Here is a 16323-nt window from a genome sequence, read left to right as displayed (position 1 = left end):
GGTCAGAAGTGAGGTCGCCCGGGCTTGCGACCGCTCGGCTGGTCAGGCGCGCCCCAGATTGCACGAATGTCCGACTCCGCCACCGAACCGACGCTGCTCTCGCTCGACGCCGCGGCCCATTCGTGGTCGCTGCTGTCGGCCCAGATCGATCGTTTCATTCAGGCGTGGGATCTCGCGGCGAGTGGTGAATCGGCGGCGCCGGAGATCAACGACTTCCTCCCGCCCGACGCCTCACCCGTCCTGATCCAGGAACTGCTGCTCGAACTGGTCAAAGTCGATCTCGATTATCGCTGGACGCGCGACCATCTGCCGCGTCGCGTCGAAGACTACCTGGGCGACTTCCCGGGCCTGGCCGACCTGGTGACTCCGGACGTGCTCTTTGAAGAATGCCGGCTTCGGAAACAGGCCGGGGAATCGGTCGACCTGGAGGAGCACCGCAAGGCGTTCCCGCGGTGCGCCGCGGAACTGGAACGGCTGTGGAAACTCGAGAACACGTCGCCGCAGTCGGGGAATGGTGCGCACGCCGTGAGGCGCGTTCTCGATCGATTCGTTCCAGGGGACGCGGTCGACGACTTCGACCTGCTGACGCTGCTCGGCTCGGGCGCGTTCGCCCGCGTGTTCCTCGCCCGGCAGCGATCAATGCAGCGTCTGGTCGCTCTCAAGCTGTCGGCCGACAAGAGCCGCGAGCCGCAGACCCTTGCGCAGCTCGACCACGACAACATCGTCCGGGTCTTCGATCAGCGGAGCGTGCCTGAAGTCGGCCTGCGGCTGCTTTATATGCAGTATGTCCCGGGAGGAACGCTGCAGGACGTCGTGCCGCTCGTGAAGGCGACGCCTGGGCACGAGCGGACGGGCGCCTTGCTGGTCGATGCGGTCCGGAACGCTCTCGAGAAGCGGGGCGAAGTCGACCGGCTCGCGACGACGTGGGCGGATGCGACGCGACGCGTGCCGTGGAGCGACATCGTCTGCCGGATCGGGATGCAGCTGGCCCGGGCACTCGAGTACGCCCACAGGGCAGGAGTCCTGCATCGCGACATCAAGCCGGCGAACGTGCTGCTGGCCGGGGACGGCTCTCCCCGCCTCGCAGACTTCAACATCAGCTTCAGCGCCTCCTCGCTCGGCTCGACACCGGCCGCCTACTTCGGCGGAAGCCTGGCCTACATGTCGCCCGAGCAGCTCGAGGCGGCGCATCCGGGGATCGACCGCTCTCCCGACTCGCTCGACGGCCGAAGCGACCTGTATTCCCTCGGGGTGCTGCTGTACGAAGTGTCCCGCGGACAGCGGCCGTTCACCGATGAATCGGTCGTCGACAACTGGACGGCCACGCTGGAGCAGATGATCGCCCGCCGGAAAGGGGGGCCTCCTGAAGAGGCGCATTCGGTCACGGACACCGGCTCCCGTGCGCTGGCGCAGGTTCTCGGCCGCTGCCTGAAGGCGGACGTTGGCGGGAGGTTCCAGTCGGGCGGCGAACTGGCGCGGCATCTGGAAGTCTGCCTCGACCGACCGGCGTGGCGGCTGTTGAACGACGTCGATCAAGGCTGGCGCGGGGCTGTTCGCCGGTTTCCGCGTCTGGCGGCCGTGATGGGCGTGCTGCTGCCAAACCAGGCGGCCACTGCCTTCAACATCTTCTACAACGAAGCTGAGATCATCGTGCCACTCGCGGCCACCCATGCGGGGGTGCGCGAACTGTTCTGGAACACGCTGACGTGCGTCAACGCCGTCGCCTTCCCGATCGGGATCGCGTGGGCCCTTGATCGCGTCCGCGGGGTGTTTCCGGGCGTGACCGGACGGGGTCCTTCCACGCCGGTGATCCGTCGCCGGGCGCTGCTGAGCGGAGTGAATGCCGGAGGAATCTGCCTTCTCTTGTGGTTCACGGCCGGGTTTGTCTATCCGATCGTGCTCAGGCACAGCGGAGTTGCGATGACGCTCTCGCACCAGGTCCACTTCCTGGTGTCGCTGACGATGTGTGGTCTTGTCTCGGCCGTCTATCCGTTCTTCGCGCTCACCTGGGTGGCGGTGAAGGTCTATTACCCATCGCTGGTACGTCTTTCAGACCGGACGCTGCCGGAAGACGAGGTCGTCCTGCGATCGGTGAAGCAATGGTGCGAGGCGGGGCTGATGCTGGCGGCGGCGGTGCCGCTGCTGGCGGTCACGCTGCTGGTGGTGACCGGCTCCAAGGCGCAGCTGGCGCTGATGATCGCGGCGGCGGGGGGGCTGTTCGGCTTCGTGCTCTGCTTCCTGGCTTACCGCACGTTGCGCGATGACCTCGAGACGCTGCTGCGGGTCATCGGGAAGAGCAGCTCCGGCCGAATCGCATAAAGATGCACCTCAGAGTCGCGGAGGACGCAGAGAAGAGTTCAACCAATCTGCGGCGCGGCCGGTGGAAGGTCGATCCACTTCGCGAAGGCCTCATCATCGGCATTGCGGCCACTGACCGTCAGGACGATGTCTCCATCACCGGAGAGGTCGACCTGTCGGCTGAGGGCTGCGGCCACGGCGATGGCGCCGGAGGGTTCGGTGCGGAGGCCGTGCTGGTCGTAGATCCAGCGCATTGCCTGTCGCGTGGATTCATCGGGAAGCGCGACGGATTGTTTGACGAAGCGCTGGAGGAGAGGCCAGTTGTGGACTCCGACGTCGTATGAGAGCAGGCCGTCGCAGATGCTGGAGGGACGGTCGAGGCGCACGCGCTGCCCGGCGGTGAGGGACTTCTGGAAATCGTTGGCTCCATCGGGTTCGACGCCGATGATGGTGGCTTCCGGGAAGCCGTCGGCGATGGCCAGTGCGTGGCCCGACATGAGGCCCCCGCCGCTGATGGGGCAGAAGAAATGGGAGAGCTTGCGATTCTCCCGCTGGAGTTCGCGAACGATCTCAAGCCCGCCGACTCCGTTGCCGGCGATGACATGCGGATCGTCGTAGGGGGAGGCCTGGATGGCGCCTTCCTTTTCGGCGATGTCGCGCGTCATGCGCTCGCGTTCGCCGGTGAGGTGATCGCGTTCGATGTTGTAAGTGCGGATCTCCGCGCCGAACGACCTGGTGCGTTCGAACTTGATGCGCGGCGCCGACTCGGGCATGACGACGATCACGTGTCGCTGGAAGCACATGCCGGCGAACGAGATTCCGGAGGCAAAGTTTCCGGAGGAATGGGCCGCGACGGGGCGGTCGCCGATCCGCTCAAGGTTCCTCGCCATCCAGTTGAGCGCGCCCATCAGCTTGAAGGAGCCTGTGGGGGTCCAGCCGTAGTCTTTCAGCCAGACGCGGCGGCTGGCCGGGAGGGAGAGTTCGCGTTCGAGCGGATAGGACCGGATCAGGGGCGCGGACGAGAAGTAGGGCCGGATGGAGGCCTCGGCACGCCGGACGTCATCGATGGTCGCAAGAGGAACGGTCAATTTTCGTCGCCTGAATGTGAGCGGGGCCGGGGCCGATCATCATGTCGCCTCGGTGGATAATTTCGTAGTCGACACCGCGCCGGCCGAGGAGGTTCCCACAGGAGGGCTCACCCTCTCCGGCCAGCCGGCTTCGAGTCGCCGTGAAACTTTGATCGCCCGGAGGGCGAGAGGCGTTTGGGAAAGGACACCACTTCCGAAAATGGGCGGCAACCAACTTGTCCAGCGATTCACGAACCATCAGGCCCAGCCGTCAGCTGCTGATCACCGGGATCTGGACGCTCGCGATGTTCGTCGGCATGGCCATCGTCTCGGCGGTCGGCATGATGCTGGACCCGACAACGCCGCCGGGCAACCGTGTGATCCTGGCGGTCGGCTTCAGCAGCTTCTGGCTGGTGATGGCTTCGATGTCGGGCTATCTGATTGCAGCATGCCGCCGTGAAGTCTGGGACGTCGACCGGTTCCGCATCGTCTGCCGAGGGCTGTTCCGCCGGATGACAATGCATCTGGATGCCGTCCTCGAAGCGAAGTGGGTCTGCAATGCGCAGGGGAAGATCACACTCAAGACCCGCGACCAGACGCTGCGGATTTCCCTTGAAACATTCGAGCGGGAAGATCGGCTGTGGCTGATCCGCCTCGTCCGGGATCGCATTCCGGAAGATCGGCAGACGGGCTGGGAGAGATTTTGCGGAGCGCTCGCGGTCCCGCTGACGAAACCTGCGGCGGATGTCGTGAGACCATTGAAAGCCAACGAAGTACGATTGAGCCGGGCCCGATTCGATCTCTATTTCGGTTTCCTGCTGGCGTGCGCCGTGCTCATCGCAGTGTTCGCGCTGGATCACCTCGAAGCTCATCGCCGCCTGGCGGCGCCACTCGCGGCCGTCCTCTCGTGGTTGTTGATTCGTTTCCAGATCCCGAAAAAGGGGATGATCGCGCCACGCATGTCGTTCGACTGGCGCCGGGATCGGTGGTTCCTCGCCCTCCTGGTGTGGTCGGGCGTGCCGCTCACGCTGCTGTTCCTGCACCGCGGCCGTGAATCGCTTGAACTTTCCGCCTTGCTGATTGTGGAAGCGATTGGCTGGTTCGCGGGCTTTCTTCTGATTGCCTGGCGCATCGATCGGATTCAGGCGGCCGAGCGGCTTGCACGTCAGCAGCGAGCGGCCATGGAGTGGCAAGACAAGATGGCATCACGAAACGTGACGTAGACCCGCGGCTTCGGAGTAGCGACTGAGAGGGCCTCTCTTCTCGACACGGACTCCGCGTTCCGGGAGTGTGCCCCCATATGCCGAATGGAGAGGGATCACTTGAACCGACTGATCCCCGCTGGGCAGCAATGTCTTGTGAACGTCACCAGCCCCTGTACCATGTTCACAACGGGTGCGACGGACGGTCGACTCTGCACCCGCCGCGTCTGGGCCACGCACTCGACCACGCCGACTCAATGGAGGCTACCATGCTCAGGCGAATGGCTTTTCTCGTCCTCGGGTCGCTCAGTCTCGCAGCATCCAGCTTCGGCGGCTCGATCCCGCGGCCCCCGTCGGACGATTCGTTCCCCAGAGTCGATGAAGGTCGCGAACTCTTCAGCCTGAACTTCGCACGCCCCACGGACGCCCGCCTCGATCACGGCCTCGAGAAACAGGGCAACGGCCTCGGCCCGGTGTTCAACGCCGTGTCCTGCGTCGCCTGCCACAAACAGGGAGGCGTCGGCGGTTCCGGCGATCTCGAAGCCAACGTCATCACGCTGGGAGTCGTCACCCGCCCTGTGCCGCTGGCCAACGTTCCGAAAGCTGTCGCCGCCGCCCGGAAGATTCACCCCGCCTTCAGCGAGCAGTCCGGCATCCAGGTGCTGCACCAGTTCGCTGTCGGAACGCCGGAAGAAGTGGCCACGTTCGATGCGTTTCGCAATCACGTCCTCGAGCCGTTCGGCGGCGCCAGCGCGCTCGAGGCGATCCAGCCAGTTCGGCGGGAGTTCGGCGACGTCACTCTCGAGCTTTCCCAGCGCAATACAACTCCGCTCTGGGGCCTCGGGCTCATCGAAAAGTTCCGCAAGGAAGGGGGAGACGCCATCCGGGCGCGGATCGCAAGAGAGCAGGCCGAGAAAACCCCCTGGATCACCGGCCGGATTCCGGCCACGGGAAATGGCCCGGGCTGGTACGGCTGGCGCGCCCAACTCCCGACGCTGGATTCGTTCGTGCGCTCGGCCTGTGCAATCGAAATGGGTCTGAAGGTTGCCGGCTTCGACGAACCCGCGAATCCTGTCGCGGCGACGGCTCCTGCCACCGGCCGCAAGCCGCGGAAGCGTCAGCAGCAGTACGACCTGACGGACGAACAATGCACGGCACTGACGTCGTTCATCCGCAGTTTGCCTCGCCCCGAGGCGGTCGAGGAAAGCGACTACCGCCGCGCGGAAGCGCATCGCGGATCCAAGCTGTTCAAGAAAGTCGGCTGTGCCGATTGCCACGTGCCGGACCTGGGCTGGGTCAGCGGGGTCTACAGCGACATGCTGCTGCATGACATGGGGGACGCCTTCAGCGATGCGCAAACGGCCATGCCCGATCGGTTCATTAGTCGCAGTACGACGACTATTGTCACTCCCTATTACAACGTCACTCTGGTCAGCCCGGAACGAGTGATGGAAACGCCCACCAATCCGCAGCAGGAATGGAAAACTCCGCCCCTCTGGGGTGTCCGCGATTCCTACCCCTACATGCATGACGGCCGGGCCGCGACGCTGCGGGACGCCGTTCTGATGCATGGCGGCGAGGCGGAGCGGTCGGCGGTGATGTTCAAATCGGCCACGGCCGAGGACCAGCAGGCGATCATCACGTTCCTCGAATCGCTGCGGGCGCCGGCCCAGGAGGCCGCGCTGGCGAAGGGGCCGTGAGGCGGCCCCGGGGACCGTATTACCGCTGAGGCGTGCCTCTGGCCGGGGACGGCTGTGCAGCGGCGTAAGGTTCCTGGAACGCATCCGACTTCAGAGTTGGAACCCGGTTCCAAAAATGTGCCGGGGGACGGGAACCCGCTGCGAACCCCGGGATTTGCGGCGTGTCATTGGTGGGGTGCACATCCGTTGTGTGCCTGTTGTTTTGACCCGGTCTCGATCGATGAAACGCCTCTCTCCAATCGGCGTCGTTCGAATCCAGCACCGCCTTGTGCCCTCGCAGAAACGCGTAGCGGCCGGCAGTGACTGGCAGTGTTGTCGTTAACAACGGTTCTTTCTTTTCGATCGCTGGCTCTCAGCGGTCTCAATGTCTCCTGACCTGCGACGCCCCGTCGCATTCTTTCTCCGAGTCCTGCCATGGTCGCTTTGCGTTCCACCCCTGAAGACCCGTCCCCACGATCCCCGTTCCTGATCGCCGACGAAGTGCGGCATGCGCTGAAGACCCGGGCTCCGCGGCGGTTCGCCCACCTCAATGTGCGCGTCGCCAACGGCGCCGTGGCGTTGACGGGAAGTGTTCCCAACTGGCAGTCGAAATCCCTGGCCATCCGGCTGACTCGCGAAGCGTTCCAGGGAGTCTGCGTGATCGATGCGCTCGAAGTCCGGAACCGCCGGACCTTCGCCTCTCACGCCTGAATCGTGCAACAGGGCCGAAGCGCCGCGACGTTCGCGGCGCTTCGGCTGTGTGCAGGGCAGGTTGACCACGCGGTCGGCCAGTCCAGCGGGCGTCCGGATCTGACACAGGACGAGCGGGCGAACGATTGTCGGGCGCGGCCTCTTCGCGGTGCCGGGCCTGGCAGGCGCCCGGGCGACCCGTTGAGCCCACCCGATGTTGATGCCCCCACGTCAGATTGCATGCCCGGAACATGCCGGGCCGAATCTTTCTGACGAGGTGGTCCGCAGGCCGCTCGCAAGGCGTGACCCACGCGTGGAGTGACAGACAGGCGGGTTTCCGGAGCGGTGCGTCGCTGTTTCAGCGGGGGAAAGCAATGACGCTATGCGCTTGCGAGGGGGTGCGGCGAACAGGTGTCTTGGGCGAGTGGTCGGAGGCGATTTGACGAACTTCAGGACTGCGCCTACGAATAAGATAGGCAAGCAGTTACGTCACCAGCAGGAATTTCCCCGACACCACCGAAAAACTTCGTGGACGCTCCCCTGAATCGTGTTACGATGGCTTTCGCGAACGGGGGATGGCGGATGTTTAGCCGCTGAAAGCCTTGTCTCAGCAACAGGTTATGCAAGTTGCACTTTCACGAATTTGTGAGAGTCTGGTTTGGGTGCCTGTGGCCATTGAGGATTTCATGCGGAGAAGTGCTTTCCTTGGCGGGTGTGTCCTTGTTGACATTGCACAATCGCGGTTCGTGGGGGATTGAACGGATGCGACTTCCCACCTGGCGGCGTCCTGAGGGATGCACCGCCGCTGGCCGTGTGACGGCCCGGCAGGTTTCAAGGCTCGCTGATGTCAGCGCCCGCCTTCGTGAACAGGATGTTCGAGCGAAGGGATTCAACAGACTGTATTCGACGGCGTGACCGCCGCGGGACAGGGCACGGAGTTCGCCAAATCACGAGTGACGGCGAATGTCTTGCGGCGGACGTTGAGAGCTCCGAAGCGGATGATCCGCGTTTCCAGTTTCGATTCGTTTTGAAGCATTGGTTTTGAAGAACATTCAGCAGGCGGCGGCGTGATGGCGGTCGCCTGAAATTCAGTCACCCGAGAACGGTGATCCTTCGAAAGACCGTTCGGCGCCCGGACGCGTGTTTCGGAAATCAGACATCCAGAACAGACAACCTCGAATCATCGATTGATCCCCGCCTTCATCGAGGGCCGGCGGCCAAATCAATCGCGGCGGCTTCAGGCCGCCACACTTTCCGAATTTTGCAAGGAGTTGAGACGGTGCATCGGCTGGACCAGGGATTGAAGTCGTTGTTGGATCAGGCCAAGGAACGTGGCTTTCTGACCTATCAGATGGTCCACAAGTATCTCCCCGATGAAGGGGGCGAGGCGGCGATGATCGACCAGATCATTCTCGGCCTTGAAGAACTCCAGCTGCCGCTGATCAACGACCCGGCTGCCCCGCGGACGATTGCCGACAAGATTCGCGCGGAGCAGAAGAGCACGCACGTCGAGGCGCCGGACCTGACGCGCGGGCTGATCGAACCCGAGACGCCCATGTCGTCCCGCGATCCGATCCGCATGTACCTGTCGCAGATGGGCAACATTCCGCTGCTCTCCCGCGACGACGAAATCTTCTTGGCCAAGCAGATCGAGATCACCCGCAAGCGCTACCGCCGCGCCATGATGGAGTCGGATTTCGCGATCGCGACGGCCGTCGACATTCTCGAAAAGGTGCAGACCGGCGAACTGCCGTTCGAGCGGACCCTTCGCACGAGCGACACCGAGAACACCCACAAGGACCAGATTCTCGGCCGGATGCCTCACAACCTGCCGACGCTGAAGTACCTCCTTGGGGAGAACCGCAAGGACTGGGAACTTTCCCGCGACGAATCGGAATCGAAGAAGGACCGCGACTCGGCGAAGCGTCGGATGATCGTCCGCCGCCGCAAGATGTGTTCGCTGGCGGAAGAGCTTTCTGTCCGGACCCATCGCCTGACGCCCGTGTACAAGCGGATGCAGCAGATCAACGAACGGATGATCGAGCTGGAGAAGGACATCCACCATCTCCGGAACCGCGTGTCGGCCCAGAAAGACGTCCAGCTGATGCACCAGGAGCTGGGCGAGCTGGTCGAGCTGTGCTGCGAAACGCCGGCCGAGTTCAAGGCCCGCATGATCCGCATCCGCGATCGCTTCGACGCCTGGACCGACGCCAAGCAGCAGCTTTCGGGCGGCAACCTGCGTCTGGTGGTGTCGATCGCGAAGAAGTACCGCAACCGCGGCCTGTCGTTCCTCGACCTCATCCAGGAAGGCAACGCCGGCCTGATGCGCGGCGTCGAGAAGTACGAGTACCGCCGCGGCTACAAGTTCTCGACCTACGCAACGTGGTGGATCCGTCAGGCGATCACCCGCGCCGTCGCCGACCATGCCCGCACCATCCGCATCCCGGTGCACATGTTCCAGAGCATCTCGACCCTGAAGGCGAAGAGCGAAGAGATCCGTCAGAAGACCGGCCGCGAACCGACGACGGAAGAACTCGCCGCCGCCGTGGGCCTCTCGGTCGAAGAGACCGAGCGGATCATGAAGACCTGGAAGCATCCGATTTCGCTCGACACTCCCGTCGGCGAAAGCGAAGACTCCAGCTACGGCGACTTCCTGGAAGACACCACGGAAAACACGCCGGCCGACAGCGCGATGCACCAGATGCTTCGCGACAAGATCAACCACGTGCTGAAGAGCCTCACCTACCGCGAGCGCGAGATCATCAAGCTGCGTTACGGCCTGGGCGACGGCTACAGCTATACGCTGGAAGAGACGGGCCGCATCTTCAAGGTGACCCGCGAACGTATCCGCCAGATCGAATCAAAGGCCCTCCGCAAGCTGCAGCAGCAGACTCGCGCGACGCACCTCAAGGGGTTCGTCGAATCGATCCTGACGTCCGAAGGGGGCGCGGTGATCGTCGAGGAATCGGAAGAGCTGAGCGTGGTCTGATCGCTGGCGGTCAGGCAGACGAATGAAATCAAGAGCCCGGCTTCGTCAAAAAAGCCGGGCTTTTTTGCGCGATGGTTCAGGGCCTCTCGATCAGTTCATCAAACTTCAGGTCGCGGATCACGAGCGTCGAGCCGATGGTCCGGAAGAACAGCCAGGGTTCTCCGGCGGTCGGATCGACGGGGACGTACAGCAATCGGCCGCCATCGAGAAACAGCTCAGCCTGCCCGCCCACGCGGACGATACGCAGGGAATGCTCCTGATCCCGGGCGATGGCGGGATCGGCGTAGGTGAGGTTGGGCATGGGCGACGTGAACTGCAGCTCGCAAAGCTCCTCGGCCAGGCTGAAGCCGACGAGGGCCGTTTTCTTGTTGAGATGATCGAGTTCGACCCGGGTGTCGACGCGGCCATCGACGAGCTGGAACACGGTCTGCTTGCGATAACCCTTGTCGTCTCCGGGGGCGGGTTGCCAGGTGAAGCGAAAGGAGATGTCGACGTTGGGAGTCGGTTCGGTCGAGGAAATCGCGTTTTCCTGAAAGAACCCCGGTTCCGTTTTGACCGTCAGCGATTCACCGCTCTTCAATCCGCCGATGCGATGCGTGGCCGTCGTCTGCCGCTGCGGGATCAATCGCGATCGCAGGTCGTCGCGATGCATGGATTCCGCGAGGACATGCGGAGGCGGCAATTCGCGTTCGGCGGCGGGACGACGCAGGTGCAGGTCCATCAGCAGCTGGACGTAGGTGGAGTTCATCGGCGACACGAGCGGATAGCGCTCGGTCAGCCGGAGCATCTCGCGGAGCTGGTAGTTCGCGGCAGCCGCACGGAACAGAAGAAGCGGATGGACCTCGGCATCGCCGGTGGCCTCGGCGCGGCCGGCGAGGGAGGCGAATTCCCACGCGGCATCGGACCGGCCCTGAGCGAAGCAAATCACGATGCCGGACGTCGCCGCGAAGGAATCGGGCCTGTAGCCCTTCTCGATGGCGTAACTCCAGGCTGTTTCCGCGAGGTCGGGTGCGTGCGCGGCGGAGGTGATCGCGAGATGGACGTCGGCATCCCATTTCGCATTGGACGACTTTCCGCGCAGGTAGCCGAGTTCGGGACGCCAGAAGTTGCTGCACTTCACGCCGAGCGGGCCGGGCTGTGCGGTGAATGATTTGCGCCGTCGTGAGGTGGGGGAGAAGTACTCGCATTTCTGCGGCTGCTCGGGAGAGCGAGGGAAGTTTTCGGCGTTCCAGACCGTCCAGTCATCAAAACGGATTACAATGTCACCTTCCTGCACGCCGGCAATTGCGGCCTGCGATTCGGGGAAGACCGTCGTGACAGTCACGCCGGCCGTTGGCCAGGGGGCGGCAGCATCCTTCCTGGCCGACTTGAGAGAATCCGCGGCCTCGGAGAGGCGGGCCGAGTAGTCCGCGGGGGCGACGATCTTGCGAAACTCGGGGAACTCCGTGGTTGCGGCTTTCAGAAATGGATCTTCCGCAACGGCGCGACCGGAGATGGACGTGATGAAACAGGCCAGTGCAACGAAGAGAGTCGCAACCTGTCGTGCCGCTTGTCGGTCGATTCGCATCGGTTCAGCCTCCGGACAACAACTGCCGGCCTTACTTTCTTCGCAGCGGCCCGCAAGGAGTCGATGCTACTTCGCATGCTGGTCGCTGTCAGCGCGGGCGTTGGCCCTGGCGCTGCTGGCGGTTGTGTTCGGTGGTGTGGCCGATGCGGCGGACCGCCACGACATCGTGACCCGCGGCAAGCAGGCGACGGCTCTCGTCGATCTCGGGATCGAAGGGAGCGGGTCGGCCTTCTGCGTGGACACGAGCGGGATTTTCGTGACGTGCGCGCACGTTGTGGAATCGCGGAGTCCCGGGGAGACGGTCCGGCTCGTCCTGAACTCCGGGCAGTCGAATGAGGTGGTGGGCGAGGCCCGGGTCGTGGCGTCGGACCGGGAGTCGGACGTGGCGATCCTGCAGTGGCGAGATCCTCCCAGGCTGACAGCGCTGGAACTCGCCGACCCGAAGGACCTGAAGGAGACGGCACGCGTCACGGTTTTCGGATACCCGTTCGGCCTGCTGCTGGCGGCGAGCGGCGAACGCTATCCCTCGATCAGCGTGACGGGCGGAAGCATCAGCGCTCTGCGGCAGCAGGCGGGCGAGCTGGCGGCGATCCAGATCGACGCGGCCGTGAACCCGGGAAACAGCGGCGGACCGCTTTTGAACGCAAAGGGGGATGTGATCGGGATCGTGGCGGCGGCCAATCCCGTGGCGCGGATCGCAATTGCGGTGTCGTCACGCTGGGCGAAGTCGCTGATGAGCAAGCCGGCGATCCTGCTGAACGTGCCCGAGACGAGCTACGCCGAACGGACCGCGGAGATCGACCTGATCGCGGAAGCGGTTTCCCTCTCGGGGGAGACGGCTCCGGATGCGATCGAGTGGATTATCGACTCCGGCGCCCGCGAGCGGACGGTCACGGCGAAGTTCGACGGGTCGATTGCCACGACGCGGGCTGCACTCGTCGACCCGAAATCGACGAACACGAAGCTGCGACTCGTTTCGCGAGCGGGAGGGAAAACGCGCTCGGCCGAGGTGGATGACCGGAGAATCAAGGTGGGAGGACGCGAGCTGGCACTGAGCGCTCTGCGGCGGATTGAGGGCCGCGCTGCGACGCCGATCGTGGCGCTGAATTCCGGGAGGAAGTTCACGGGGGAACTCTCGAACCTCGCGGACATCCGCTGGGACGATGGATCGGCCCTCTCGTTTTCGGCCGGCGACGTGATCGACGTGTTCTCGGTGGAGCCCGTGGTGGAGAGCGTTCCGATCAACTACGTCGTCCGCCGCAAGGACGAGCAGATCGCCGCCGGTCACGAGCAGGTTTCGCTGAAAGACGCACCCCGCCTGGTGCCGACCCAGCTCTACGATCCTGCTGACCCTTTTGCGCCGACCATCGATGAGTTTGAGGTGGAGATCGTGGTCGAGGGGCGGGATGACATCCTGGTCGGTCCGGCCGGGCTGGCGCTGAGGCACCACGAATCCAAAAAGCCCGGGCGCTCGGACGGCAAGGGACCTTACGTGCTCGTGAACGGGGAGCGATGGGACCTGCAGTGGAAGGAAACGACCGCGGACTCCACGCAGCCGGACCTGACGGAGACGTATCCGCTGAAGGTCGGTTTCGGTTCCTGGAAGATGGACGTGGTGGAGATCCAGGGACCGCCGGGGGCGGACAAAAAGCGGAAGCGGCCGGTGACGAAAATCAAAGGAGAGAATTGGGGGGCGACGATCCAGCTGGGAGACCCCGCTCCGGGAGCCGCGACCGTGAAGCTGCGGATGTCGAAGAAGCCGGTGAATTGACGGGCGGTTGATGCGTCAGCTTCGTTCCGTTGGCCGATCGCCCGGCGGGGGGGACTTTCTGGCAGCCAGTACGACGAACGTCAGCAGGATCCCAACAGCGACGACGGCAACGAGGGCGATCGTGCCGCCGGCGGCCGCATCTTCCGGGCTGATTGCCAGCACCCAGAAGACCAGGAAGCCGACGCCGTTGAGCGCCATGAAGAGCGCCACCTGCCAGGGCTTCACCTGTTCAAGACGTTTTGCCATGCTCGCCAGATTACCAGCGGGGCCAGCGTCTCGGCACGGGGGAAGAGCCGACTGGACAGGGCCACGACCGGGAGGGAAGGATCGCGGACGGTGCTGGCCCATGCCTCGGGGGCGGGGTAAGCTACCGGAGAGGCCCCGCCTGTTTCGCCTTCCCACCTGCCGCCGCATTCCGCTGGAAGTCCCTCCATCCATGCGCTGTGCTTTTGCGATCCTCGTCTTCGCCAGCTGTGCATCGGTTTGGGCCGACGTGCCGTCGATCGTCAAATCGAGCTGCGTCGAGTGTCATAATGCCGACGACAAATCGGGGCAGCTCGACCTTTCGGCCCTGCCGCTGAATCCGGGCGATCCGCGCAACGCCGAGGTTTGGGTGCGGATTCATGACCGTGTCCGGAACGGCGAGATGCCGCCGAAGGACGCGGAGCCGCTCAAGCCGGCGGACCGGGAGGCACTGATTCGCGGAGTTGCCGAGGCGATCACGTCGGCCGAACTGGCCCAGACGAAGGCGCAAGGGCGGGCGACGCGGCGACGACTGAACCGTCAGGAATACGAGAACACGCTGCGCGACCTGCTGGATGCACCGTGGCTGCAGATCCGGACCGTGCTGCCGGAGGATGCGATCGCTCATGGATACAACCGAATCGGAGATGCGTTGGATGTGTCGCACGTCCAGATGGCGCGGTACCTGGAAGCGGCCGACCTCGCGCTGAACGCGGTCGTCGTCAGTTCGCTGGAGAAGCCGGCACCGACGGTGAAGCGTTACTACGCGCGGGACCAGAGTTCGTTTGCCCGGAAGTTCAACTTCACGCAGTTCAATACGGCCCCGGAACGGGCGACGTTTCCCGTGCTGGGATTCGAAGGGCAGCCGGACGTCCGGCGTGGTGACGCGCCGGCCACGGTCGGGGAGAAAGACCCGGCGGTTCGGGAACTGGAGGGAGTCGGACTGGTTCACGGTGCTTACGAGCCGGTCGAGCCGAAGTTCAACCGGTTCGATGCCCCGGTTTCGGGGCGTTACAAGCTGCGGTTCATGGCGCATTCCGTCTGGGTCGGCCCGAACGGCGCGAACGCCAACCTGAAGGATCCCAAGAAGACGTATCCGAAGTGGTTCGTCCCGGACCTCGACCATGTTGAGAAAGGCCGGCGCTCGGAGCCGGTGACGATCTACTCCGAGATGCCGCCGCGGCAACTGCGGCGGCTGGGCGACTTCGACATCACGCCGGAGCCGGCCGTTCACGAGATGGAAGTGGACCTGCTGGCTGGCGAAACGATCCGTCCGGACGCCTCGCGGCTGTTTCGTTCCCGGCCCGGCGAAGGGCGGTGGCAGAACCCGCTGGCGGAGCAGGATGGCCAGCCGGGCGTTTGTTATCGCTGGCTGGAAGTGGAAGGGCCGCTCAACGAGACGTGGCCACCGCGCGGTCATCAGCTGCTGTTTGGCGACCTGCCGGTGTCGAAGTCGGGCAAGTCGGTGACGGTTGTTTCGAAGGACGAGGCGGGGGACTCGCGGCGGCTGCTGGCGCGGTTCGCGGAGCGGGCTTATCGGCGTCCAGTTGCGGAGGAGGAGAAGCTGCGGTTTCTCCCCGTGATCGAGCGGCAGTTGAGCGAAGGGGCGTCGTTCAAGGATGCGATGATCGCGGGTTACACGGCGATCCTGTGTTCACCGGAGTTCACGACGTGCCACGCGGAGCCGGGGAAACTCGATGACTTCGCGCTGGCGTCGCGGCTGTCGTACTTCCTGTGGAACACGGAGCCGGACCACGAGCTCCGCGAACTGGCCGAACGGGGCGAGCTGCGGAACGCGTCGACGCTGCGTGCCCAGACGAAGAGGCTGATCGGTGACGCCCGCAGCCGGAGGTTCGTCGAGTCGTACCTGGACTACTGGCTCGACCTGCGGAAGATCCTCGACAACAACCCGGACGGCGCGCTGTATGGCGACTATTACCTCGACGACTGGCTGACGGATTCGGCGCTCGAAGAGACACGGCTGTTTTTCGGGGAGATGCTCAAGGCGAACCTTCCGGCCCGCACGGTCGCGGCATCCGACTTCACGTTCGTCAACGAGCGACTCGCAAAGCACTACGGACTCGAACCGATGGAAGGATGCGAGTTCCGAAAGGTGACGCTGCCGGAGGGTTGCCTGCGCGGCGGACTGCTGACGCAGGCCAGCATCCTGACCGTGACGGCAAACGGGACCTCGACGTCGCCGGTCGTTCGCGGTGCGTGGGTGATGTCGCGAATCCTGGGGAAGCCTCCGGCGAAGCCGCCGGCGGTTCCTGCTGTGGAGCCCGATCTGCGCGGAGCGACGACGATCCGCGAGCAGCTGGCGAAGCACCGCGACCAGGCGTCGTGCGCGGCGTGTCACAAGGACATCGATCCGCCGGGATTTGCCCTGGAGAGCTTCGACGTGGCCGGAGGTTTTCGTACGAAGTACCGGGCGCAGGCGGCGAAGAAGGAAGACCGGGTCGCAGGGTTCGCGAAGAGCGGACAGGCCTTTCAGTTTCAGGAGGGCCTGCCGGTCGATTCGAGCGGACAGCTCGCCGGCGGAGAGGCGTTTCGAGATATCCAGGAATTCAAGATGCTGCTGCTGGCGGATGAACGCCAGCTGGCGAGGAACCTCGTGAACCAACTGGCCGTTTATGCGACTGGTGCGCCGATCCGATTCAGCGATCGGGCGGTTGTGGAAACGATCCTCGATCAGACTCAAGCGAATGGATATCGCACAGCCGATGTCATCCATGCCCTGGTGCAGAGTTCGCTGTTTCGAGAGAAGTGAGTGAGACCGGCGACTGGTGAAGCGATGCCGGCTGTTCGTGAGTGACC

At 64.2% G+C, this 16323-nt stretch carries 10 protein-coding genes; 7 read left to right on the top strand and 3 right to left on the bottom strand.

Going from position 1 to position 16323, the window contains the following annotated elements; translation table 11 throughout:
* The first annotated feature begins 66 nt into the window (after positions 1 to 66).
* Positions 67 to 2319 carry a serine/threonine-protein kinase gene (locus tag Pan44_RS01555; protein WP_145026580.1) on the top strand — a complete coding sequence of 751 codons (2253 nt, stop codon included), beginning with the start codon at positions 67 to 69 and terminating at the stop codon, positions 2317 to 2319.
* Between the two features lie 38 nt (positions 2320 to 2357).
* On the opposite strand, the gene Pan44_RS01550 is transcribed toward Pan44_RS01555, so the two are convergent.
* A complete protein-coding gene (locus Pan44_RS01550; protein ID WP_145026579.1) occupies positions 2358 to 3386 on the bottom strand; it encodes a threonine ammonia-lyase in 1029 nt (342 codons plus the stop codon).
* Between the two features lie 215 nt (positions 3387 to 3601).
* Here Pan44_RS01550 and Pan44_RS01545 point away from each other — a divergent pair, with 215 nt between their 5' ends.
* The 4 genes from Pan44_RS01545 (at position 3602) to Pan44_RS01530 (ending at position 9925) form a co-directional block, all read left to right on the top strand.
* Positions 3602 to 4588, top strand: coding sequence for a hypothetical protein (locus Pan44_RS01545; RefSeq protein WP_145026578.1), 987 nt, complete (start codon positions 3602 to 3604; stop codon positions 4586 to 4588).
* A gap of 248 nt (positions 4589 to 4836) precedes the next feature.
* The gene (locus Pan44_RS01540) at positions 4837 to 6267 is read left to right on the top strand and encodes a di-heme oxidoredictase family protein (protein WP_197453752.1); all 1431 of its coding nucleotides are present in this window, start codon (positions 4837 to 4839) and stop codon (positions 6265 to 6267) included.
* A gap of 414 nt (positions 6268 to 6681) precedes the next feature.
* The gene (locus Pan44_RS01535) at positions 6682 to 6957 is read left to right on the top strand and encodes a BON domain-containing protein (protein WP_145026576.1); all 276 of its coding nucleotides are present in this window, start codon (positions 6682 to 6684) and stop codon (positions 6955 to 6957) included.
* 1258 nt (positions 6958 to 8215) lie between these two features.
* Complete coding sequence (locus Pan44_RS01530; RefSeq protein ID WP_145026575.1) at positions 8216 to 9925, top strand: sigma-70 family RNA polymerase sigma factor; 1710 nt, start codon at positions 8216 to 8218, stop codon at positions 9923 to 9925.
* A gap of 76 nt (positions 9926 to 10001) precedes the next feature.
* On the opposite strand, the gene Pan44_RS01525 is transcribed toward Pan44_RS01530, so the two are convergent.
* Entirely contained in the window at positions 10002 to 11492 is a 1491-nt protein-coding gene (locus tag Pan44_RS01525; protein ID WP_145026574.1) for a hypothetical protein, read from the bottom strand.
* A gap of 100 nt (positions 11493 to 11592) precedes the next feature.
* On the opposite strand from Pan44_RS01525, the gene Pan44_RS01520 reads away from it, so the two are divergent.
* On the top strand, positions 11593 to 13263 hold the full coding sequence (locus Pan44_RS01520; RefSeq protein ID WP_145026573.1) for a S1C family serine protease: 1671 nt from the start codon (positions 11593 to 11595) through the stop codon (positions 13261 to 13263).
* Positions 13264 to 13278: 15 nt separating this feature from the next.
* Here Pan44_RS01520 and Pan44_RS01515 read toward each other — a convergent pair whose 3' ends face one another.
* Positions 13279 to 13509 (bottom strand): hypothetical protein, encoded by a 231-nt coding sequence (locus Pan44_RS01515; protein WP_145026572.1) that lies wholly within the window; start codon positions 13507 to 13509, stop codon positions 13279 to 13281.
* A 190-nt stretch (positions 13510 to 13699) separates the two neighbouring features.
* Here Pan44_RS01515 and Pan44_RS01510 point away from each other — a divergent pair, with 190 nt between their 5' ends.
* Positions 13700 to 16276 (top strand): DUF1592 domain-containing protein, encoded by a 2577-nt coding sequence (locus tag Pan44_RS01510; RefSeq protein ID WP_145026571.1) that lies wholly within the window; start codon positions 13700 to 13702, stop codon positions 16274 to 16276.
* Positions 16277 to 16323 lie beyond the last annotated feature (47 nt).

Source organism: Caulifigura coniformis, from assembly GCF_007745175.1.
Classification (GTDB): domain Bacteria; phylum Planctomycetota; class Planctomycetia; order Planctomycetales; family Planctomycetaceae; genus Caulifigura; species Caulifigura coniformis.
Note: the sequence above shows the minus strand (reverse complement) of the source record. Positions and strands in the feature narration are given on the sequence as shown.

Excerpts from the sequence above, each read along its gene's own strand:
- Pan44_RS01555 (WP_145026580.1), top strand. The coding sequence starts at position 67 with ATGTCCGACTCCGCCACCGAACCGACGCTGCTCTCGCTCGACGCCGCG.
- Pan44_RS01540 (WP_197453752.1), top strand. The coding sequence starts at position 4,837 with ATGCTCAGGCGAATGGCTTTTCTCGTCCTCGGGTCGCTCAGTCTCGCA.
- Pan44_RS01535 (WP_145026576.1), top strand. The coding sequence starts at position 6,682 with ATGGTCGCTTTGCGTTCCACCCCTGAAGACCCGTCCCCACGATCCCCG.
- Pan44_RS01525 (WP_145026574.1), bottom strand. The coding sequence starts at position 11,492 with ATGCGAATCGACCGACAAGCGGCACGACAGGTTGCGACTCTCTTCGTT.
- Pan44_RS01515 (WP_145026572.1), bottom strand. The coding sequence starts at position 13,509 with ATGGCAAAACGTCTTGAACAGGTGAAGCCCTGGCAGGTGGCGCTCTTC.
- Pan44_RS01510 (WP_145026571.1), top strand. The coding sequence starts at position 13,700 with ATGCGCTGTGCTTTTGCGATCCTCGTCTTCGCCAGCTGTGCATCGGTT.